Below are 23,159 nucleotides of genomic sequence, written 5' to 3' on the forward strand. Positions count from 1 at the left end.
GCTTCACACTTTTTGTCGAAATTAAGGAACAAACGGAGCACAGGCATCGTATATAAAATAGCAAACCTTCCCACCCTCTTTTCTCAGCCTCCGGCCCTCCCAGGACCGGGGGTTATCTTTTTTTGAGCAATCAGTTGGATGTAGGGTCGAATCTGCGGAAGATCAGTCCTGAGATCGTGACACCAGCTGCTCCCAAAGCGAGATTGCTGATGGATGTGACAATTGCGGCAGTATAGTAGGAAGTTTTGAAGACATATATGCAAACAAGAGCGAGAATTACTGTCGGCAGGATAGCTATTGACACCAGCAGGAATGAGAGCAGACCGCTAATATAGTTCTGGGCAACATCGCGCGCATCGGGGTACGCAAGACCTGCAATACTCGTAAGCGATACATTAGCAAATCCCAGAAATGGAGCCCCCAAAGCGCATGCAAATAGTGTCTCGCTACGCGTTTGAGGAATGATTGCCCACATCGCCGCAGAAAATACAAACACACCGGCGGTCAGATAAATCACAGAATTCACTGCCTGCGCCAGCATTATCTTCCAAGCTGCAATGGGCATCGACTTCAATATATTTGCCTGCTTTAGCTCGGAGCGGACCTCGGTCGGTGCCATCAATGAAAGCAGCCATACTACATAGAGGAGCACAATGGGCAAATATTGCAAAATATCCCTGAGCTGATCGGAAGAGGTGACCTGCCTAATTATATAGACCAGGATTACGGGCACAACAAGCATTATTCCAAGTTGACTTTTGGAGACTCTGTAGCGAAGCAGCAGGCTCTTCCACACCAGCGCAGTCGCTCCTGCACCGAACGGCGGTATGCCGAGTCCTGACACACGCTTTGTGCCCTTCTCACGAAGAAGAGCCATCCTGACACCTGCAAAGTCTCCCTGGCGCATTGCCAGCTTCCTGCGCGCAAAGCTCGTGCTGATTCCCAGAGAAGGCTCGTATATGTTTTCCTTTCGAGACATCAATAGTATGAAGCTGCCTAGCGCAAGCACACAAAGCTGTGCGAACAGCCTCCACTCGTTAGAGGTCATACCCGAAAGCGGTGCCAAAACCAGAGCAGTGCACCAGCGTACCGGCGCGAACAGAAAGCTGATTACTGGTGAATTTGATGCCCACAAAACACTTGCATAACTGCTGCCGGTTTCAAAATACTGGAACAAGCCATACGCGATTGCAGAAACTGGCCCGACAAAAAGAATAGTCTTTATGATTCGGCCTGCCTGTCTGAGCCGCTCGAAACCGAAAGTAAAGACTATATTGATGGTATGCGCTATATTGACCAGAGCAAGCAGCAGCATCGTCAGCCCGGCGATGCTTATCAGGCCCCAGGGCATCATCCGAACGCCAAGCGCTTGATATATTGGTCCTCCAATTATGAAATATAGGAATGTAACATAGAAGACGTTCTTTATATAGTCCTTGATGAGTTGGAGCAGCAAAACATGTCTGCGGCTGACAGGGGTTGGAAAGAGAAAGTCGATATGGGCAATCGAAAATATAAGTGCGCCGGAGCTGAATGAATTGTAGATTACTATCATGCACCCCACGCTCAGGACAATGAAAATTATAGCTTCAACTACCTCAGGATTGATTACTTGAAGCGCGCCAAAGTCCGGCTGTTTTGGCCCGACTCCGCTCGAGAGCACAAACACTCCCTGAATCATCATCGACACAACGTAGGCAGCGATCACCAGAAAAGGAATCAGCCTCAAAGGACTGCGGAACGAATTCTTTAAGGAGTTGACAAATTGTCTCAGCTCAAGGTAAAGCAGGGGTCTCAAGGGATTGCTTCTCCTCGGTTAAACTCAGAAACACGTCTTCGAGCGTTGCGTCATTGCCCATTCTGGCTCGTTCATGCAGGGTTTCGAGGTCTCCCTCAGCAAGGATGTTGCCCTCGCGGATTATTATGATCCTGTCACAAAGGCGCTCGGCCGTATCGAGCATATGGGTACTGATGAGTATAGATTTGCCTGCGCTTCTGGCATCGGCGATCATCTGCTTGAGTTCATGCACACCCTTGGGGTCGATCCCTATAAGCGGCTCGTCCAGAAGAATGACGCGGGCATCATGAATAAACGCGCATGCAATCGCCAGCTTCTGTTTCATTCCCTTGGATAGACTCAACACCAAATCATTGCGCTTCTCATATAGATCGAAGCGCCGCAAAAGGCTCTCGGCTCGCATGTCGAAGTTGTCCATCGTCTGGTACGCCATTGCTATGAATCTGAGGTGCTCGGTCACGGTGAGCATTTCGTATGGAGTGGGAACCTCCGGCACAAACGAGACGCGCCGTTTGACCTCCTGCTCGTTGTGTTCCAGGTCGAGGCCGTCGATCTCTATTGTGCCCTCGGACGGCTGGACGATGCCGGTAATGCAGCGCAAAATTGTGGTCTTGCCCGCACCGTTGGGACCGAGCAGACCGACTATCTCGCCGTCGGCCACATCGAACGAAAGGCCGTCCACTGCGAGTGTTTTTTTATAGTATTTTACCAGGTTGGATATTCTCAGCACTTGCTATGCTCCATTAGGACAGTCTTATATTACTAAGAATGATTATTACCCATCTTGTGTTCCCCACAGCAATACAAAATGGCTTCGTGAATGGAATCGCACCCAAAGATAGCCCCAATACTAAATTAAAATACCAAATACTAAATCATGGAGGCGTAGTCTTTGGCTGAATATGTGATGATGAGGTCTGCTCCCGCGCGTTTGATGGACGTAAGGATTTCGGGCACGATGCGGCGCTCGTCTATATATCCAGCCTGCGCGGCAGCTTTGACCATGCAGTATTCGCCCGAGACATTGTAGGCGGCCACCGGCACGTCAAACGTTGCCCTCGCATCGCTTATGACATCGAGGTAAGGAAGCGCAGGTTTGACCATCACAATATCCGCTCCCTCTTCGACATCGAGTGCGATTTCTCTGATTGCCTCGCGGCGGTTCGGGGGGTCCATCTGGTAGCTTGCACGGTTTCCGAACTGGGGCGCACATCCTGCCGCGTCCCTGAACGGACCGTAGAACGCTGATGCAAACTTTGCAGAATAGGCCATAATCGGCGTATTGGCAAAACCACGGTCGTCCAAAGATTCACGGATTGCCATTACCCTGCCGTCCATCATATCCGACGGAGCGACCATATCCGCACCTGCTTCGGCATGAGAGACAGCCGTCCGCGCTATCAGCTCCAGCGTTTCGTCGTTTTGAACCTCGCCATCATGCACAATTCCACAGTGGCCATGTGAGGTGTACTCGCACAAACAGACATCAGTGATTATTACAAGCTCAGGAACCGCATGTTTCAGAGTCGACACAGCTCGCTGGACGATCCCGTCCTGCGCATATGCTTCTGATGCGAACTCATCCTTATTGGCAGGCAGTCCGAACAGAATTACTGCTGGAATGCCGAGGTCGCGCACGGATTTTGCTTCATCTACCACGGCATCCACGCTGAAGTGGTATACGCCCGGCATCGAAGGGATCTGCAGCTTCACGTCCAGTCCATGCGTAACAAAGAGCGGATATATCAGATCATCTACGCTGACGGATACCTCGCGCACCATTCTGCGAAGAGTATTGGATGCGCGCAGTCTTCTCATTCTGTTTATTGGAAAAGACATATTCGGCCTCTGTGCTTATACGATTGATTCAAGCGTAATTATACTACATAGATGAAAAAAGCCGGGACACTCGCCCGGCAAATATCAAATATAAAATACCAATTACTAAAATTTATTGGGCGTCGGCGACAAATTGCGCCACTAAATCTCCCACTTCTGTGGTTGAGTAGCCCATCTTGCCCGCGCTCATGCTCTTGAGCTTGCTGCCTGTGACATAGGCGATTGCTTTGTCTATCAAATCCGCAGCTTTCTGCTCTCCAAGAGTTTCCAGCATCATCTGAACTGCGCCGATTGCAGCAAGTGGATTGATGACGTTCATGCCCGTATACTTGGGCGCAGAACCGCCGATAGGCTCGAACATAGACACACCCTCGGGGTTGATGTTGCCGCCCGCTGCTATGCCCATGCCACCCTGAGTCATTGCGCCGAGGTCGGTGATGATGTCACCGAACATATTGTCCGTGACAATTACGTCGAACCACTCCGGGTTCTTGACCATCCACATGGTTGTCGCATCCACATGAGCATAGTCTGTGGTGATGTCGGTGTATTCCTTGCCCACTTCGTGGAATGCCCGCTCCCAAAGGTCGAAGGCATAGGTCAAGACGTTTGTCTTGCCGCATAGGGTCAGTTTTTTGTCCTTGTTGCGCTTGCGAGCATATTCAAACGCATAACGGATGCATCTTTCGACGCCCTTGCGAGTGTTGATCGACTCCTGCACCGCCACTTCATCGGCTGTGCCCTTCTTGAGAACACCTCCCGCGCCTGCATACAAACCCTCAGTGTTCTCGCGCACGACCACATAGTCTATATCCGCAGGACCTTTATCCTTCAAGGGTGTCTCGACACCGGGATAGAGCTTGACAGGGCGGAGGTTGATATACTGATCCAGGCCGAACCGCAGAGCAAGCAGGATGCCCTTTTCGAGTATGCCCGGTTTGACATCCGGATGGCCTATTGCGCCCAGATAGATGGCGTCGAATTTCTTCATCTCATCTACCGCAGTGGCAGGCAGAACTTCGCCCGTGCGTATATATCGGTCGCCGCCCCAGTCGTATTCGACTGTTTCATACTTGAAACCAAGCTTATGGCTTGCGGCCTCGAGAACTTTTAGTCCTTCTCTGACGACTTCCGGCCCAGTGCCGTCACCGCCGAGAACTGCTATCTTATGCATGCAATTTCCTCCTGCATTGGTATCGTGAACATGAGTTTTACCAACTCCGCAGAGTACTTAATCGGCAATACGATCGATTCCTTCCTAGAGGTGAATCAGGTAGACATTCGCTGAGGAAATAGGGTATCGGCCTGCAGCAAGCAAACCGATACCTTATATAGTTAATGGCAATTATTTCTTTGCAGGTTTCTGAGCTTTCGGCGTCACCTTTTTGGGTGTGGGAGAAGGCATCGCCAGAGGAGATGTCTCAGGCGGGTTGTTTATTGTGGCAGCCACATCTTGAAGATACGGAATATCGATCGTGATCTTGGCTGCCTTCTTCTTATCATTAAGCTCTTGGGTGAATTTGGGGTCCATCTGAGACTTCTGCAGCGCCGCAGCATCTTCCACTTCAGACTTTACGTCCTTTAGCTTCAGGTCTGATTTGGGCTGTGACTGAGTCACCTTCATAATGGCATAGTTTGTAGGCATGCCGGTCTGCCCAAATGAGAATACCTTGCTTACTTCGCCGATTTTGGTATTCTTGGCAGCGTCGGTCAGTTCTTTGGGCATTCCCTGCTGGTCTTCGGCTATCCATATCTCAATAGGACCGCCGCCCATAGAAAATCTCTTGTCACCATACTCAGCAGACGCTTCGTCAAAACTCTTGCCACCCTTAATTGCTTTGGCGGCATCCTCAACCATTTTCTTGTCGGGGTTAATTATCAGCGCCACATATTTGCGCGGACCATGAACATAGCGCTGCTTCATCATCTCGTAAGCCGACTTTAACTCGCTGTCAGTTACCTTTGATACTTTTTTTGCAAGATTTATCCGCGCCTGCATTGCAGTGAGTTCAGACTTGATTGCATCTTCACCAAGGAGCTTGGCCTGGCGATCATACACTCCATCGCGCTTAAGAATTTCGATCTGCTTGTTGATCTGATCCTGCTTTGGAGCGACACCTTCGTCCTTCGCCCATTTCAGAACAATATCTTGTTCAATCAGGCTGGTCAGCACATCCCGACCCGCCCTCCGGCTGGTCATATCCAAATACGCTGAAGCAGGTATACCCTGGCCGTTAACGGTGGCGACCGTTGCGGGGACATCAGCAACATTGCAGCTCTTGCCACAGCCGGTGAGAATCAGTGCAACACCGGCAACGGCTACCCAAATGGCGGCTTTTTTCATTGTGTTTGTATTATCTCCTTATATATGCGATGTTTGGTTATTGAGTACAACCGAAGTATTAGTTAAATGACGTCAATATTCCTGCCTGCCTGAGCAAAAACTACCCGGCACACCACAGGTTCAAACAAACTATATGTAATCCACCCTGGTCCTCTCTCTGCTTGAAAGAAATTTGTCTACCGCAAGCGCAGCAACAACCCCTTCACCGGCTGCTATTATGGCTTGTTTTGGATGCAGGCATGTGACATCGCCAACTGCATAAACACCCGGCAGACTGGTGGCGTAATTACAATCGACCTCTATGCATCCTTCCGATTGAAGCTTCAATGAGCCTCCAAGAAAATCAGTTATAGGAGCACTTCCCGATAAAAGCATAAATATTCCTTCAAGGGACAGTGTTGATTCTATGCCTGTCTTGTCGTTTACGATGATGCCTGCTACAGTCTGCTCGCCAACAATTTGTTTGACGCTAAGACCAACGTGGGTTACGACATTTGGCGTGGACATGATCTCTTCAAGCAGTTCTGAAGTGCCCTTGAGGCGGCTCATCGGCGTAATAAGATGGACGATTTTTGCAAATCGAGCAAGGAACAATGCCTCTTCCAGCACGACGTCGTTGTGACCAACCACCGCAGCCACTTTGTCTTTGAAAAATGCAGCATCGCAGGTGACACAATAGCTGACACCTCTACCGATAAAATTTTCTTCGCCCAGGATTTTTTCATGCCTGCCCAGAGAACCGGTCGCGATAACAGCCGTGCGACCATGATATGTGCCCGCCGGAGTATAGAATGTTTTGGTCTCGGAGATCAGATCGACCGCCATTACAGCACTTTTGGAATAATTGGCACCAAAGTGCATAGCCTGGTCCCTAATCGTGTCCAACAACTCCGAACCGGGCACAGGTCCCTTTACACCCGGATAGTTCTCGATCTTGGCGGTCGATGCCAGTGCGCCTGCGCCGGGTGCACGATCGAGCACCAGTGTATGGAGCTTGGCACGCGCCGTATATAGAGCACATGATAGGCCGGCCGGACCGCCGCCGATTACCACAACGTCGTATGCGTCATCATCCATAGTTTTGAGTATACCCCTATACGACTACCATACACAAAAACGGCGAGTGGATAATCCACTCGCCGAAAACATTTGAGCATGACTAGTTTATTACCATTTCAAGGTTATGTTGCGCTCTCCGGGACGGCACTGCATCAGCGTGACATAATACACGCCGTTTTTCACCTCCTGAGAGACCGTGCATGATTTGCCATCCACAATAATCTCTTTCGGTGAACTCCGCAATACGAACATGGTCTTTTGTCCTGCAAGCAGTTCGATCTCCGCTCTGCCTGATCCGTCTATGAGCTTTCGCATGCACAAGGCGCCCTGCACGTCGTAAAATTTGGACCTTCGTCCGACCACTCTGTAAAGTTTGAACGAATGTGGCGCAATTTTTATATCGGCCTCACCATCGGCAAGCAAGCGCTCTTCCCGAACGTCCCACAGGTTTGCTCGACCGGGTTTGCCTACGGCGTAACCTTCAGTATCCGATACATTGCTTATTATAAGGTAGTCGGCAGCATTTACCGTCCAAAGAATTCCTTCGCTGCATAAATCCATGAGCAGATTGGATGCACTCACTTCACGAAGCACATATTTTATCGCTTTTTCAGCCATAGAAGCGGTGTCAGCCGAAAGACCGAACCCACAAAAAACCGCAAGTGTGGAGCGGTCACGCCACTCTGCCACAACCGGAACCTTGTTATCCTCGACATCCACTTCGTACAAAACGCTTGCACGCGAACCAAAAATGCGTCTTACATCTGCAACCTGCTTCACTTTAACAGGCTCATCCCCCAGAAAAGCCGAACGCCGTACGCGTGAAATGTCGCTCAGTTCAGCCGGTTCTTCAAAGGTAATGGTCATGCCCTCTTCTTGCCTGAGTCCTATCAGTTCGAGTATCCCAGGTTGTGAGAGAGCGCATGGCTGAGGGCCGGGCAGTGTTGGATCCGCATTAAAACCCTTCCCTGAACCGAATGTAATGGCAGCTCGCTTCTCAGAACTTTGCCACCAATTCCTAATAACAAGCATCTGCTCAACACTCATTGGAAAATGCTCTTCAAAGATCAGCACCTGAACCTCGGGATGTTCCTCAAGGTCTTTATCAAGGGTATCCGCGTGGAATGTGAGCATTGGAATGTGGGCATCAAATGCTAACTGTTTTGCCAGAGCCAAATAATGCGAGAATACACTTTCATACGTCAAAGGCTCGACATGCCTGGTGCCTGAGTAGGAAAAAACAAAAGCCACAGGCGATTGGGGGCGTCCGAGTCTTCGAGCAGCGTTCGCCGCCTCTACGAGCACTCCCTTGTGGGTGTCGTCTTCGCCATTACTTTGACCACACCACGGTTCTGTGAATCCGCATGGTGCCGCAGCCAGTGATGAGATTATCTTATCTTTGTATTGCTCAAAAGTAATTGGATTGCGCGAAGAGGAACAATGGTCTGTTGGATCGCTAAGGGCAATTACGTCCTTTCCCAGCGCATGAGCAAGTATCTCGATATAGCTGAACTTGCTTGAAACAGATGGTTGATCTCCAGTTACTAAAAAATCGAGGCCGTCAATTTTCGTAATGCGTCCAATATTGCAACAGTTGTTGAGGGCAGCATCGGGATCATTTTCGGCAGGGATAAAGGATTGAGGTATCACTCCCGCTTTTTTTGCGCCTATTGACTTCGCATGAGCAATCAAATCAGTGTAAAACTCTTCGACAACTCGCGCTTTCGCACTTTGAACCATTAGATATTCAGTGCTTTCCTCTCGGGAGAGCGGATACTTTACATCAGGATTATCTGTAGTATATTTAGTGTAAAAGCGATCGCTGGAACCGGGAATATCGACTTTGAACATTGGCTTGTCAAAAACCACATAGTCAAAACCATATTGCCTCACAAACAACGTCGTCAGCTCTTTGAGATATTCCTTCCAAGCATCGGATGCAAATGAAGCAAAAAAGCCGCTATCTTTACATTTTATGGGGTTGTTTTCGATGTCATATTGGGCTTCATCTATTCCAACTCTGTCTCCAGCGCAGATGGTGGATTGTATTTGCACGCATGCAGGATAACCGCGTTTATGTGCTTCGGTGACGAATCCTGAATATGAATCCTTGAGGATGTCGACAACATCGTCGTAGGGATATGCATCAAAAATGCTATAGGCAATTTCAAATCCCCACCGATCGAGGTCGTCGAAATACTTCAGCTTTTGATCGGCATCCGCCACTTGTTGTGGCCGTACCGGCAATGCATTCATGACCAGCCCCCCGGAGTAAATACCACGCACAGCATTGTTGTGAAACAAGAATATACCGTTTCGCACTTACTGACAAAATCTGACGTAAGATATATGTGTGCTTTCCGTGCCTTGGTGACAACTCAGACTAATTTTGTCGATAACTTGCTCTGCAAGCCCAAGGCTGTAAACTAATTATACACTAACGCAACCGTTAAGTCTACATTATCCGCTATAAAAGCCCATCATGAGGCATTGTCATGGCCTGTTCGCGAATACATGGACGCAACCGGCATTCATTACACAAATACTCGAAAGCGCTAGTCCTTACCCACACATCAACTGCAGATGTTGCCTACTTGACGACATATGTGACTACATTAGCAACTTCATACACGCTACGTCGACAACAATTACCAATGCTGCCCAACCCGAATCATTTCGGAGGGGAGATTGCCCAACTGCCCAGTCTTGAGGCATATTAAGCATACTCAGTATTGCTGTATTGTAAGTCTGAGTCACGCATTTGTCAATAGCATAATTACTAAATAGCGTATTTTGTCTCAGCTTCAGCAAACTATTCTCTTCTCGCCTACTTAATTCGACTTGTTCAACAATATAGCCCGACAAATAGTGACCATAACAGCGCTAATTCCATGCGTGGAAATGACTTGGGCAGAGAGAATTCCGGGGTTTCAACAAGGAAATATATCAAGAGTCTGATTATAGTCAAACAAATATCAGACCCAATGAGAAAGAAATCATGGCGTTGTCTGCAGTTTCTGTGTCCGACTTTCAATGGGTAATTGAAAGAGCATTTCAGAAATGAACATCTTTGACAGCCAATGCGAGCAAAACGCCATGGGCGAAGGGTGGACTATGCCATCTGCCATACTCACACAAGCCTCCTCCTGATTGACCGTCGTGGAAATCGTATGCTTGTGCGGAATCATAAAATCCACGTCAGTAATTGATGAATTACCTATAGTGAGCTTCTTTTGTGCCCAATAATACTATTAGTCCGCGTATGTGAGGATAATGGATGACTGAAAATCGAAACGCACTGAGCTTGAAATATCGTTTGATATTTTATATATGTGGTTTTTCGTTTGCCACACTTTCTTACATTCTTGGTGTCTGGGCATACGGAGTTGAATCGGCTGACTGGGGATATCCAGAAGTCTACCGTATCCTACTTAACAACCTGCAGATTAACTTTCAGAGTCACTATCTCACTTTTTTCTCCTGGCAAATTATCTGCATAAGTATTGCAGGGATTATTGGGCATCTCTTTGATATGGAAGTGTATCACAGACTGAAAGCTGAGCAGCGTGCCAACATAGACGGTCTGACCGATATATACAACCATCGCTACTTCCAGGAAAGACTGGCTAATGAGATCGAGAGAGCGAATCGCTATAGCAGACCGCTGTGCCTGATAATGCTCGACCTCGATAATTTCAAAATTTTCAACGATACCTGGGGGCACCAGGAAGGTGATAAGCTCTTAAAGTGGTTCGCTGATATTTGTGCAGGCTGCATTAGAAACATTGATATACTTGCCCGCTACGGCGGCGAAGAGTTCGTAATAATCTTGCCGGAAACCGAAGCCCAAGAAGCTCTTGAAGTCGCCGAAAGAATCAGGCATACAGTATCTAGGCGCAGCAAGGGTACGTTCGGCAACAATAAGCGAACGACCGTGAGCGCCGGTATTGCAGGTTTTCCATCTCAAGGCCAGACCCCTCATCAGCTTGTCCTTAATGCAGATGCTGCGCTGTATTATGCCAAACAGCAGGGTAAGAACCGCTGTTTTGTGTATAGAGAAGAGTTTCACTGCTCATATCGAGCCAATCCCGGTCATGTGAAGCCGCTCTTGGACGATGATGATATAAGTGCAATCGAAGCACTGGCTGCGATGGCAGATGCCAAGGACAGTCACAGCCGTGGGCATTCTCTATCTGTGATGAGCTTGTCTGTGACGCTTGCCGAATCAATCGGCATGTCTGCTGAAGAAATAAACAATCTCAAGATAGCTGCGTTGCTGCACGATATCGGTCGAATTGCCACGCCGGAGAAAATACTGGAGAAATCAGAACCGCTTGAAGCCGATGAATGGCAGCAGATCGAAAACCAGCCGAAGCTGGGCTCTTGTATACTTAAGCGAATGCAGCAGATGAGTTCGATAGTGCCTGCTGTAAAGCATCACCATGAGCGCTATGACGGCAAAGGCTATCCTGCAAAGCTCGCCGGCAAGAATATACCTCTGCTTGCCCGCATTATCGCTATCACGGAAGCATTTGACGCCATGACCAGCAATCGTTCATACAGAAAAGCACTGACAGTTGATGAGGCAGTCAACGAGCTAAAAACCTGTGCGGGCACACAGTTTGATCCCGACCTTGTAAAATTGTTTGTGGAGACAATTGAAAAACGAGGTTATAAAAAGGAAGCTGCTTAGCCAGCATTATGCGGGAAGCACATAATCTGGGTTAGCTTGGCCTACCTTATAAAGTACGTGTGGTTGACTGCGTAAAACGAGACAGCGTAAATGCTGATGTAAGCACAAAGAGTGAGCCTGCCGACCACACCTGCAAACACTGGATTGCGATGCCGCCGATACCACTCCATGACGATGACATATGCTCCAAGTGTGGCAATCTTTACGAGGACAAAAAACACAATTCCCGCCTGCAACACTATTGCCATTATTGGGTTGACTTCCGTTGCTCGGCCGGTCGCAAACCAGAAGAGCGTTGTTATCAGATCCGCCATACCCACGAACAGAATAGCCGCATTGACTGGAATTATTCGTGATTTCAAAGCTTCCATACATTAAGAATATCACAATGCATATCGGTAATCCACTGACAAATCTACCTGGTTGAACAGAAAAAATACCCACCGATCATATGGACCGGTGGGCCCGCTTGAAGCTTAATCGCTCCCGCGGAAATCTAAAGCACTCGAAAGGAGAAGAAAGATAGGTTTTATTGATATCGACAGCTGCCGACATCAATTAACAACCTGCTTTAGTTTCCCCCATGCGATCAAATGACAAACAAATAATTATCCACTTTCTTCGACCTTGACTTTATGCTTTGCCGCCTCTTCTGCCTTAGGCATCACAACCTCAAGGACACCATGCTTATAATTCGCTTTTACCTCACCCGGTTTGACTTCAGCCGGCAGCGAGTAACAAACATGGAATGCGCCATAGCTTTGCTGGCGGACATGATATCTTTCACCGGGCTTTTCCTCCTCGGTCTTTCTCTCGCCAGAGATTGTGATCGAGTCGCCGGTGACGTCAATATCTATATCGTCTTTGGTCATTCCAGGGATTGTTGCAGAAAGTATGAGTTCTTTATCCGTTTCTTTCATATCGACCTCCGGTGTGAACTCACCCAACTCCTTGAGCCACAGCCTCGGTGGTCGAACCATAGGAACACCGAAGAAGTTCCTGAACATCCGTTCCATATCCCTAAATGTGTTATATGGCTCAAATGTTTCCACTTCAGTCGGCTCTCTTCTGACGAGCGTTTTTTCACGTGCCATCACATCTCACCTCACATGTTTTCAAATTGCCTACAATTAATTAATACCCAACATGCTGATGAGCCAAACACATAATATTGCATTCAGGCAGTCTTTTTACTTGATAGTATTTCACTCAAGTGGCGTAAAGACTCTACCAATAAACATACTTTTGGAGTATTCTATAGTAGTCTTCACGGTCATAGGTATATGAGGGGTATGATACATTGGTAAGCGCACTTTGGTTTTCCATTATTGGTTTTTTGGCAGGTATATCCAGCGGGTTGATCGGCATCGGTGGAGCAACCTTGGTCATCCCTGCATTGGTTTACTTTTTTAAGTTTTCGCAGCACAAGGCCCAGGGCACTACGCTGGCAATGATGATTCCGCCTATAGGGTTTCTAGCTGCATATGCCTACTACAAAGCTGGCCAAGTAGATGTAAAAGTGGCTGCCATTCTAGCAGTTGGTTTCTTTTTGGGTGGATATCTCGGTGCTAAGTTTGCAACCGGTATTCCAGATAATGTGCTCAAGAAACTATTCGGAGTCTTCCTGTTGATTGTTTCGCTCAGGATGATAATCAGCAAGTAGGCTAAATGGGGAACCAGCCCGGTTACCAATGCGTATTTACAGGGGATAAAAAAGTGGCCCGCCGAAATATCGACGGGCAAGGTATGTAACCACACACTCTTTCGAAGGAGAATCATTAGGATCTGTTGCATACGGCGTGCCAATCAGGCAGGTCGGTTTTTAATCAGGTTCTTATACCAGTATTTATGGCATCACACCAATCTTTCAAAAAAGCCGCCGGACTTATGCTCGTGGCGGTGCTGCTGAGTCGTTTTCTCGGTCTGATCCGGGATATGATCATAGCCCACCAGTTCGGTCAGACAGGAGTGACAAGCGCGTATACCTCCGCATTTAACCTGCCCGATCTACTCTATTTTTTCCTTTCGAGCGGTGCTCTATCGGCGGCGTTTATTCCGGTCTTTACCGAGCGCTTCACCAACGGCAAGCAAAAAGAGGCATGGGAAGTCTATAGCATTATTGCCTGTTTCATGGGCATTGTCATGGGTGGGGCAGTTATACTCTTCTGGATATTTGCTAAGCCGCTTGTATGCGTGCTGGCTGTGCCAGGGTTTGTAAAGCATCATCCCGAGCTTATACCGCTGACAACTCTCCTGACACGTATAATCCTGCCATGCCAGCTCTTCTTTTTCCTTGGCGGATTGATGATGGCTTCGCTGCAGTCCAGGCAGGAGTTTCGCGCTACTGCTGCAGGGCCGGTAATCTACAACGTAGGCATTATCTTCGGCGCGCTGGTGCTTAGCCACTGGTTTAACATTGCCGGTGTAGCTATTGGAACACTAATCGGCGCATTTGCAGGAAACATTGTTTATACATATTACTGGATGCGCAAACTCGGCTTTGAATTTCATCCCAGCTTGAATCTGCGGCATCCAGGTGTTATCAAGGTTGCGCAACTTGCCCTGCCTGTAGTATTTGGACTTGGTCTTCCTCAGATCGATGTCATAGTCAACCGATGGTTTGCCAGTTTTGTCTCTGCATCTGCTCCTTCTGCATTGTACAATGCTAATCGTCTGATGCAGGTTCCACTCGGAATCTTCGCTCAAGCCGCAGGCACGGCGATACTCCCACTGCTTGCAACTTATGCCGCAAAACATGCCTATGATGACATGCGCAGCGGCATAGCCTATGGACTGCGCGCGATAATGGTCGAGAGCATTCCGTCGATGATGTTTATGGTAATCATGGCTGACCCATTGGTGCGGACGGTGTATATGTCCGGCAAATTCGGGCCTGAAAGCGTCAACACAGCGGCTGTCCCCTTGATATTCTACTCACTCGGGATATTTGCCTGGGCTGGTCAAGCGATTGTGGCGCGCGGCTTCTTTGCACTGCAGGACACGATCACACCAGTTGTAACCGGCACGATTGCCACAATTATCTTTATTCCGATCAACTACATTCTAATGCGCCATATGGGCACAGGCGGCATTGCCTTGGCTACCACAATAGCCGTCTCACTGCATTTCTTTGCTCTGGTGTGGTTTCTTCGCAAGAAGCTCCACGGTATCGAAGGCGGCAGCGTTCTGAAGACAGTCGGACGTATTATTATTGCCGCTGCTCTTATGGGAGTTGTCTGCTTTGGAGTGCGCGTGGGCATGTCTCGGCTTGTTGGTTCATGGCAGCTTCAGGAGGGTGATATACGCAAGCCGGTAGCATTTGCCCGCACACTAAAAGAAGGCAGCACACCTATGTCGGCGTATTTGTATTCCAGGCTGTCATCTGAGGCAAAGCGTGATCTAAACACTGCCGACGGCCGTCGGGATATGATGCATGATCTAAACATGGTTATCAAGAACGGCAGCGTCCGTCCCAACAATGTGAAGCTTTCGCCCGAACAGAACAGAAGAGCCCTTGAAGCAGCATACCCGAGTTTTATTGTCAAGCGTCCAATAGACAGAGTTGAAAGCAGGATGGGTTCATTCCTGACTGTATTGGCGGCAATGATTCTAGGCGGCGGCCTGTATCTGGTGATGCTCAGGATTCTTAAGGTCAACGAACTCGATTACCTCTGGAGCGGTCTGAGGAAAAAGTTCTTCAAGCGGCCGGGCGGTGGAGACGGCAACGCTGGTGCTCAAGCTCCCGAGCCACTTACAGTCCAGGAGCCGGACTAGCAGGGCAAGTCCTCAAACTGACGAGTTTCCCATCAACCTGTTGGAAATACGGAATATATAATATATGGTATGATGACTGCACTGCTTTCCGATAAATGACCGCCGAGCCTTTAGCGTAGGCAAATAATATGGCATATTTATTGGGGAGCCAAATTCCAAACAACTTACTGTGTTGAAATTGAGGAACTGTCCGAAATCAACAGAGTATGCAGGCTTGAGAAAACAGAGAAGTGAACGACAAAGCGCCTTGCAAACGACGAAGTATTAAACAAAGAGCCTTTGATTTCATTTATGTGATAGCAAAAGGGATTACTTACTTACTGATGCTGATTGCCACCCTTGGCCTTGTTATGCTGGCCATTGGATTGTGGCACGCGACCGTTTGGGTGCTATCTGGCTTTGGAGCATCGAGATAATCAATACATGAGGACATAGCATTTATGAAAAACCTTCTCGTCACCGGCGGAGCCGGATTCATTGGAAGCAATTTCGTCAGATACATTCTCGGCAGGCATGACGACCTGAGCATTACTGTGTTTGATGCCCTTACATATGCCGGTCACTTGGAGAACCTGGAAGACGTGAAGGACGACCCAAGGTTCAAGTTCGTGAAGGGCGATATCAGAGATGCCGATGACGTTGCAAAGCTGGTGGATGATGCGGATATAGTGCTCAACTTTGCTGCAGAAAGCCATGTGGACAGGTCTATCAATGATGCAGAAAACACCATGACCACAAACGTGATGGGTGTATTCACGCTCTGCGAGGCTGCAAAGAAGTATGGCGTGGAGAAGTTTATACAGATATCCACGGACGAAGTCTACGGCGACATAGAAGAGGGCTTTTCAAAAGAGACCGACCCCGTGTCTCCCAATAGCCCATATTCGGCGGGTAAAGCTGGTGGAGAACTGTTGGCGAAGTCGTATTATCGCACTTACGACCTGCCTGTGATGGTTACACGAGGCTCGAACACTTATGGTCCATATCAGCAGCCTGAAAAGCTGGTTCCACTATTTGTGTCCAATGCGATGGAAGGCAAGCCTCTGCCTGTCTACGGCGACGGCATGCAAATTCGCGACTGGCTGCATGTGCTCGACCACTGCTCAGGCATTGAAACTGTGATGCTCAAGGGCAAGCCCGGCGAGATATACAACATCGGCGGCAACAATCAGCGTCCGAATATAGAGATTATCAAGATCATACTCGAGGTCACCGGTAAGGATGAGAGCCTGATAAAGCATGTGCAGGACCGACCCGGCCATGACCGCCGCTATGCTCTCGATTCCGCCAAGCTGCTGGCAATGGGCTGGCCGCGCACGCACGACTTCGAGAACGGCATGCGCGAGACTATCCGCTGGTATATGAAGAATGAGTCCTGGTGGCGTCCAATCAAAGAGGGCAAGGACAATAAAGAGTTCGCTGACAAATGGTATGCAAACCGCAAATGAGACCTCCCTCCGACCGCATTGGGGTAGTAGTTCAAAATGTGGTATCCCTCAGGGCGGAACCCGACTCAAAATCTGAGCAGGTAACCCAGGCCCTGATCGGTCAGAATGTCACGATTGAAGACGGCTCCCATGGCTGGCTCTACGTTCAAACATGGGATACATATCGGGCATGGCTTCCTGCGAGTGCTGTGCGGATATTACCTTCGGGTTCCGAGCCTTATGCTTCAGTGGGGGCTGTTGCTATAATACGCGAACTGCTCGTGGATATGCGTTGTGCTCCTTCCGCCAGGGCCCAAATTCTCACAAAGGCTACAATCAGCGCCGAACTGGAGGTCGTCGATTCGACAGAGAGTTGGGTCGAACTGCTTTTGCCGGACAATCGGCACGCCTATATACGCAAAAACAAAGCTCGTCTGATCGATAAAGACCTGGCTCAGACAATACCTCTTCCTGACCCACGCAAACTTGTCGAGACCGCTCGTCGTTTTGTTGGGATCCCATATCTTTGGGGAGGTTCATCGCCCTTCGGTATAGACTGTTCCGGTTTTGTGCAGCTTGTCTACAAGGTTCATGGTGTCACACTTTTTCGCGACGCATGCCATCAAGCGAAGGATCCACGTGCCGTTCCAGTCGAGCAAGATGGCCTTCGGGCAGGCGACCTCGTCTTTTTTGCTAAATCCAATGGGAACGTTTCTCATGTCGGTATGATGATCGACATGAGGCGCTTTATCCACTCACGCGGCAGCTTTGGTGTAGGCATTACTCCCATCGACGATCCATATTACACTTCAATCTATTATGGAGCACGCAAGATGCGCCTTGCAACACTCGACCCGGGAGGCGGCGCGATCGGATGAAGCCCACAGGTTTCAATTGCATCATGATTGTATAAACTGTATGAGTGCGCGGTACATGTAGAGGTAGAACGATGTCAAAGAAAAAAGGGATTGGAATAATAGGCTACGGCGGGTTCGGCGAGTTTATTCATAAGGCATGGGATAAGATGGATAACGCAGAGGCGACTGCACTCTGCGATGTCGACTCATCTCGCGCTCCAAAGGCCGGACCGAAGTTCTATACCAAATACAATGACCTCTTTGCCGACCCTGATGTCGACATAGTATCCATTGCAACCCCACCATACACTCACAAGGAACTTGCAATACAGGCGATGAAGTCAGGCAAGCATGTGCTTATAGAAAAGCCCCTCGCTCTTTCTGAAGAAGACGGCGAGGCAATCAAGCAGGCTGCCCAAGAGACAGGCTGTGTAGCGACTGTCGACTTCGTGCTTCGATACAACCCAATTGTTGAACTGCTGCATGAGATTACAGAAAGTGAGGTCTTCGGAAAGCTCAGAAGAGTCGACCTGCGAAACTATGCCATGCAGGACACCGTGCCTGAAGGACATTGGTTCTGGAGCCCCGATATCAGCGGCAGAATACTGCTTGAACATGGCGTGCATTTCTTCGATCTTGCGAGCTGGATGATCGGCTCGAAGGCCAAAGACACTTTCTCACTGGGTGTCGAACGCAAACCCGGTATGGAAGACAGGGTGTTTGCCGCCGTCAAGTATGAAAATGGAGTCGTGGGCACATACTGGCACTCATTCTCCCGACCAAGGGAACTGGAGACCACCACATTCCACTTCGCATACGATCTAGGTGAGATCGAGATGATCGGCTGGATCCCATTGCAGCTCGACATCTGGGGCTGGACAGGTAATGACGGGCTGGATAGGCTCGGAGACCTGCTGGGAGAGGACCAGGTCGTGGTCGACCCGATTGAGTCTCAGAAGGCGCACTCGTCCGAGTTTTTCTATGACGTGGATTATGAGATCAATACTGTAGTCGAATTGGATGAAGAAAAGCTGGATGTCTATGCCGAAAACCTCCGCTCGATTATGGCCGATCTGATCTTGAAAATTGATGACCCTGCCCACAATATGCGCGTTACAATCGATGATGCCCTCGAAGCAGTGCGCATTGCCGAAAAGGCAACACGCTTCGCCCACCCTCACGACTAAATTATCTAACCCGGATTATGCATAAAGCGCATATTCCGGGGCTCCGAGAGCATTATTCACGTTTCTAAGTTAATCACGGTTGGTCGCTTGCATACCACTATAGTTGTTCACACCAGTAAACCACATACAATCGTGCAATTGACTGACCGTAAATTGTTTAGTGAATAATGTGGGCTAAACAGGTATTCCTCACAGCGCAAAGCATATCACCTATGCGGCATAACCTATACGTAAGCAACTACCGATAAATGGCAAACCCATTGAAAGGTGGGGACGCAAAGCCAACGGGACTAAACCGGTATGCGGTGCGGGGTCGGAATTGTCCGATCAATTGCCCGTCCGGCATGTCAGCCGAGCTGCCGAAGTAGGAGTTGCTGATGATCAGGCACTGCCGGCGGTTGTAAGTCGTCCGGTAGACCCACGTGAAATTTGCGTGGACAGGAGCCCTGAAGCGTGGGCTTCATGCGTGCGGCGGTTTTTGATCATCGGCAATTCATAACGGCAGCTCGGCTTTTTCGTGCTGCTGGTCTTGGAGGCCAAAAAATGATGATCCCTGAAGCGAAGCAATATCTCGGTAGAAATGTAAGCGTCACTTTCCGCGATCGTCACGGCGATCTGCACACCAAGACACTGCATGTGCACGAGGTGTCGTTCGTCCCGATGTATGGCGGGTGCCTTGTTGGCGATATCGAGGATATCTGGTTGGACAAGGTGACCAGTATAAGCGCTGTCGACTAAGATGTGACTCCATGGCCGCATTTATAGGTTAATCGGATACTGTCAGTAGTAATTGGCGGGTTTAATGAGTGTTGTAACTTAAATGGGAGCTTTACCGGGGAGGTGAGCGAAAGTTCGGCTAACGCTGACTACAATTGAATATCGAAAAACTGAATAGCGACCTCAAGCCCGGCCTCACACACGGGAGAAATGCCAATCAGGCCGGGCTAAATTTCGTACAAATACTCAATATAAAATAATCAATACCAAATTAGTCAGGCTGCTTCGTTGCGTTTGTTGCGACGGATCAGCTTTAGCTGCTCACATTCCAGGCTTTCGCAGATCTCCTGAGGCTGCCAGCCTTTTGTCATCAGCGCGCACTCTGGACCGTTTGTATACGGGCAGTAGAATTCGTTTTCATCATCGTCTTCCATGCCCAGGAACGTATCATCATCGTTATTAAGTTCGTTCATCCAATAGGAATCCATTGTAAATTCCCCCTCGGAAAAGATACACCATATTTTCGGTCGGCAGTCTGCCTAACTTAAGGGTCTATGCGGATGCGTGATGTGATGCTATACTGTGCAAGATTCTTTTTGGCGAAAGGAGCTTTGCCGAGATGAAATGGCAGGCTAAATGGATATGGGACAAGAACGAGCCTTCACCACGTAATTTTTACTGGTGCGCTCGCAAGACGTTTGATGTGCCCGATAAGTTCGGATGCATCAATCTTCATATAAGCGCTGATTCGCGATACAACCTCTGGATAAACGGCGAATATCTGGGGTTCGGCCCAGTGCGCGCATTTACTCAAAACTGGCGATATGATAGTTACGACATCACTCGATACATCAAACCTGGCAAAAACGTAATAGCCGTGCTGGTGCAGCATTACGGCGTCGACACATTCCAGTATCTGGATGCTCCCGGAGGACTGGTTGCTCAGGTAAACATTGATGAGCACGTAGCTGCAGCTACAGACTCTACCTGGAAAACGCTATGCCATCCATCGTATGATAGGCGCACTCCACGTATGGCCTGCCAGCAGGCGTGGACTGAAGTCTTCGACGCACGGAATGAGCCTTTCGGGTGGAAAGAAGTCGGCTTTGACGACTTCAAGTGGGAACAACCTGCCGTAATAGGCGAAGTCGGCTGTGAGCCGTGGGGAAACCTGCTGCCAAGGAATATACCATTTCTAACGAATACACCGGTATATCCAGTCAGGACAATCAGCGCCCGCACAGTTAAACCTCCCGATTCGGTCTGTGGCATAAATATCAGACTCATTCAGTATCCGCAGGACAAGACGGCTAATCCGGTATCTATGACCGGACTGGTTGCGACCGTGCTCAACTGCTCGAAAGGCACTAATGTCAAGATAAGGCCATTCTATTCGCAATACCGTGCATTCAGGCTTGATGGAGCCGATCTGGATAAAGAAGTCGCCTCTGCCGGAGTTAATATATCCGCAGGTGAACACCTGCTTGTTACAGACATATCCGTGCCCTACACCCACGATTCCAACTTCACACTCATAATCGAAGGCGATGGCGTTAAGCTCCAGTCGCCTCTCGGCAATGATGCACCCACGCCATTTGCGGCTACATGCCGATTGTCCTCTACTGATGACCCAAGCTTTTTACATGTATGGCAGGCCAAGAAAGCCGAATATCTGCAAAGCATACCGGAATTACGCGCTGTAAAACTCGATGAGCTTTATGAAGTGAATGTAATTGCGTTGACAACGGATGCACCCGACACGGGCGCGCAAGTCTGCATAACCGAACCCGATGCGATGCTTGTCGACAATGACAATGTGACTACAATAGCACCGTCAAAGAGCGGTGATACAGAGATATTATTGGATTTCGGCAGAATGACTGTCGGCTTTCTGGAGATAGCTTTGGATGCGCCCGAGGGCTTGATAGTAGATTTCAACGGGTTCGAGTATATCTCAAACGGCAAACATCAGCCGACGTTTTCCTTGAACAACACTTTCAGATATATTGCGCGAAGCGGCTGGCAGACGTGGCGGTCTGTCGTGCGGCGAGGCGCCAGATATGCGACACTGACTCTGCGCTTCCCAAAAGGCTGCAACACCCCAGTTCAATTCCAGACTATTAAGTTCTATGAACACACTTATCCATATGTAGAGCACGGCCGGTTCCAGTGCAGCGACTATAAGCTCAACAAAATCTGGGACATCTCGCGCCTGACTGTGCGCCTGTGCAGCGAGGATACATTTGTCGATTGTCCGACTTATGAGCAGACCTTCTGGGTCGGCGACGCACGCAACGAAAGCCTCTTTGCCTACACCGCGTTTGGTGATTACAGACTTGCCCGGCGCTGCCTGCTGCTTGCGGGTGAGTCCATGTGGCGCTCACCAATAGTTGAGAGTCAGGTCCCCAGCGGTTGGGAAGATATACTGCCGGCGTGGAGCCTGCTGTGGGCAATGGGCTGCACAGAACACTATCACTTTACAGCCGATAAAGCATTTCTTGAAGAGGTCTATCCTGTAATCCGACAGCAAAACTTCAACATGCGGCAGATGTTCACCAACAAAGATGGCCTCTATGAGATGGAAGACGCATGGAATCTGCTCGACTGGGCACCGATGGATACTCCCAGGCAGGGAGCTATGGCTCACCTGAGTATGCTTCTTTGTGCGGTATACAGGCGCAGCGCCAAGGTCGCCGAAATCCTCGGCAAGCCGGATGACGCTCAGCTCTATATCAAGTGGGCAGACGAACTGAAAGCTGCGATCAACAAACATCTCTGGGATGAAGACAAACAGGCATACATCGACTGCATACATGTGGACGGCACACGCAGCGACGTGATAAGCCAGCAGACTCAGACCATGGCCTATCTGTGTGATGTGGTTCCTGAGGACAAAGCCGCGCTGTTCAAGTCATATTTGATAGATGTGCCGGATGGATGGGTCAGGATAGGCAGCCCGTTTATGATGGCGTTTACTCTGGAGGCATTGGACAAATCGGGCGATGATGCAGCGGCAATAGAGCTGATACGAAAGTGGTGGGGGATGATGGTCGATGACGGTGCCACCACATGCTGGGAGACATTCCCCGGCTACTTCTTTGAATGGCCTGCCAGGAGCCACTGCCATGCATGGAGCGCAGCGCCTGCTTTTGCGCTGCCGTCATATGTGTTGGGCGTGCGGCCATTAGAGCCGGGCTTCGAGAAATTTGAGGTGCGGCCGTTCCTGGGTGACTTGGAGTGGGCGAAGGGTATCGTCCCTACACCTAATGGTGAGATAGGAATTGATCTCAAACGAGATGGCGGCAAGATTAATCTTAAGCTCAGTGTACCTGATGGAACAACGGCAATAGTGAAGGAAAACGAGTGCTCGCCCGGCGTTCATGAATTGATTTTGTAAAAAATCTGAAACAAATAGCTCCATAGATATTGACAATCCCAGGCTGATGGGGCATAATTACCATAAT

At 49.2% G+C, this 23,159-nt stretch carries 19 protein-coding genes and 1 riboswitch; of the genes, 9 read left to right on the plus strand and 10 right to left on the minus strand.

Translation table 11 applies throughout. The annotated features are described in order from the left end of the window. Positions 1-130 precede the first annotated feature (130 nt). The 7 genes from LLG46_00755 to LLG46_00785 form a co-directional block, all read right to left on the minus strand. The gene (locus LLG46_00755) at positions 131-1,798 is read right to left on the minus strand and encodes a putative ABC exporter domain-containing protein (protein ID MCE5321824.1); all 1,668 of its coding nucleotides are present in this window, start codon (positions 1,796-1,798) and stop codon (positions 131-133) included. Next, positions 1,776-2,528 (minus strand): ABC transporter ATP-binding protein, encoded by a 753-nt coding sequence (locus LLG46_00760; GenBank protein MCE5321825.1) that lies wholly within the window; start codon positions 2,526-2,528, stop codon positions 1,776-1,778. The genes LLG46_00755 and LLG46_00760 overlap by 23 nt, the downstream gene beginning before the upstream one ends. 140 nt (positions 2,529-2,668) lie before the next feature. Continuing rightward, on the minus strand, positions 2,669-3,637 hold the full coding sequence (hemB, locus tag LLG46_00765) for a porphobilinogen synthase (protein ID MCE5321826.1): 969 nt from the start codon (positions 3,635-3,637) through the stop codon (positions 2,669-2,671). A gap of 112 nt (positions 3,638-3,749) precedes the next feature. Beyond that, the gene (locus tag LLG46_00770; protein MCE5321827.1) at positions 3,750-4,811 is read right to left on the minus strand and encodes a 3-isopropylmalate dehydrogenase; all 1,062 of its coding nucleotides are present in this window, start codon (positions 4,809-4,811) and stop codon (positions 3,750-3,752) included. A gap of 171 nt (positions 4,812-4,982) precedes the next feature. Further along, positions 4,983-5,981, minus strand: coding sequence for a peptidyl-prolyl cis-trans isomerase (locus LLG46_00775; protein ID MCE5321828.1), 999 nt, complete (start codon positions 5,979-5,981; stop codon positions 4,983-4,985). A 129-nt stretch (positions 5,982-6,110) separates the two neighbouring features. Continuing rightward, on the minus strand, positions 6,111-7,058 hold the full coding sequence (locus tag LLG46_00780) for an FAD-dependent oxidoreductase (protein MCE5321829.1): 948 nt from the start codon (positions 7,056-7,058) through the stop codon (positions 6,111-6,113). Between the two features lie 90 nt (positions 7,059-7,148). Further along, positions 7,149-9,296 carry a hypothetical protein gene (locus LLG46_00785; GenBank protein ID MCE5321830.1) on the minus strand — a complete coding sequence of 716 codons (2,148 nt, stop codon included), beginning with the start codon at positions 9,294-9,296 and terminating at the stop codon, positions 7,149-7,151. A gap of 1,021 nt (positions 9,297-10,317) precedes the next feature. On the opposite strand from LLG46_00785, the gene LLG46_00790 reads away from it, so the two are divergent. Next, positions 10,318-11,733 (plus strand): diguanylate cyclase, encoded by a 1,416-nt coding sequence (locus tag LLG46_00790; GenBank protein ID MCE5321831.1) that lies wholly within the window; start codon positions 10,318-10,320, stop codon positions 11,731-11,733. A gap of 41 nt (positions 11,734-11,774) precedes the next feature. Here LLG46_00790 and LLG46_00795 read toward each other — a convergent pair whose 3' ends face one another. After that, the gene (locus LLG46_00795; GenBank protein ID MCE5321832.1) at positions 11,775-12,095 is read right to left on the minus strand and encodes a DUF5658 family protein; all 321 of its coding nucleotides are present in this window, start codon (positions 12,093-12,095) and stop codon (positions 11,775-11,777) included. 246 nt (positions 12,096-12,341) lie between these two features. Next, complete coding sequence (locus LLG46_00800; protein MCE5321833.1) at positions 12,342-12,827, minus strand: Hsp20/alpha crystallin family protein; 486 nt, start codon at positions 12,825-12,827, stop codon at positions 12,342-12,344. Positions 12,828-13,033: 206 nt separating this feature from the next. Here LLG46_00800 and LLG46_00805 point away from each other — a divergent pair, with 206 nt between their 5' ends. From LLG46_00805 to LLG46_00835, 7 genes are all read left to right on the plus strand, one after another. Beyond that, positions 13,034-13,396 carry a sulfite exporter TauE/SafE family protein gene (locus LLG46_00805; protein ID MCE5321834.1) on the plus strand — a complete coding sequence of 121 codons (363 nt, stop codon included), beginning with the start codon at positions 13,034-13,036 and terminating at the stop codon, positions 13,394-13,396. A 185-nt stretch (positions 13,397-13,581) separates the two neighbouring features. Continuing rightward, positions 13,582-15,507: a murein biosynthesis integral membrane protein MurJ gene (gene murJ / locus LLG46_00810; GenBank protein ID MCE5321835.1), complete on the plus strand. Its 1,926-nt coding sequence runs from the start codon at positions 13,582-13,584 to the stop codon at positions 15,505-15,507. Between the two features lie 440 nt (positions 15,508-15,947). Continuing rightward, on the plus strand, positions 15,948-16,955 hold the full coding sequence (rfbB, locus tag LLG46_00815; GenBank protein ID MCE5321836.1) for a dTDP-glucose 4,6-dehydratase: 1,008 nt from the start codon (positions 15,948-15,950) through the stop codon (positions 16,953-16,955). After that, positions 16,952-17,812 (plus strand): C40 family peptidase, encoded by an 861-nt coding sequence (locus LLG46_00820; protein ID MCE5321837.1) that lies wholly within the window; start codon positions 16,952-16,954, stop codon positions 17,810-17,812. The genes rfbB and LLG46_00820 overlap by 4 nt, the downstream gene beginning before the upstream one ends. A 71-nt stretch (positions 17,813-17,883) precedes the next feature. Continuing rightward, positions 17,884-18,978, plus strand: a complete 1,095-nt coding sequence (locus LLG46_00825; protein ID MCE5321838.1) for a Gfo/Idh/MocA family oxidoreductase — start codon at positions 17,884-17,886, stop codon at positions 18,976-18,978. A 240-nt stretch (positions 18,979-19,218) separates the two neighbouring features. Continuing rightward, positions 19,219-19,342: riboswitch (cyclic di-GMP riboswitch) on the plus strand. Further along, positions 19,298-19,477: a hypothetical protein gene (locus LLG46_00830; protein ID MCE5321839.1), complete on the plus strand. Its 180-nt coding sequence runs from the start codon at positions 19,298-19,300 to the stop codon at positions 19,475-19,477. It overlaps the preceding riboswitch by 45 nt. A gap of 44 nt (positions 19,478-19,521) precedes the next feature. After that, positions 19,522-19,716 (plus strand): hypothetical protein, encoded by a 195-nt coding sequence (locus tag LLG46_00835; protein ID MCE5321840.1) that lies wholly within the window; start codon positions 19,522-19,524, stop codon positions 19,714-19,716. Positions 19,717-19,970: 254 nt separating this feature from the next. Here LLG46_00835 and LLG46_00840 read toward each other — a convergent pair whose 3' ends face one another. Continuing rightward, a complete protein-coding gene (locus LLG46_00840; GenBank protein ID MCE5321841.1) occupies positions 19,971-20,183 on the minus strand; it encodes a hypothetical protein in 213 nt (70 codons plus the stop codon). A gap of 131 nt (positions 20,184-20,314) precedes the next feature. Here LLG46_00840 and LLG46_00845 point away from each other — a divergent pair, with 131 nt between their 5' ends. Beyond that, entirely contained in the window at positions 20,315-23,092 is a 2,778-nt protein-coding gene (locus tag LLG46_00845) for a glycoside hydrolase family 78 protein (protein MCE5321842.1), read from the plus strand. Positions 23,093-23,159 lie beyond the last annotated feature (67 nt).

It is taken from the genome of bacterium (assembly GCA_021371935.1).
GTDB lineage: Bacteria > Armatimonadota > UBA5829 > UBA5829 > UBA5829 > UBA5829.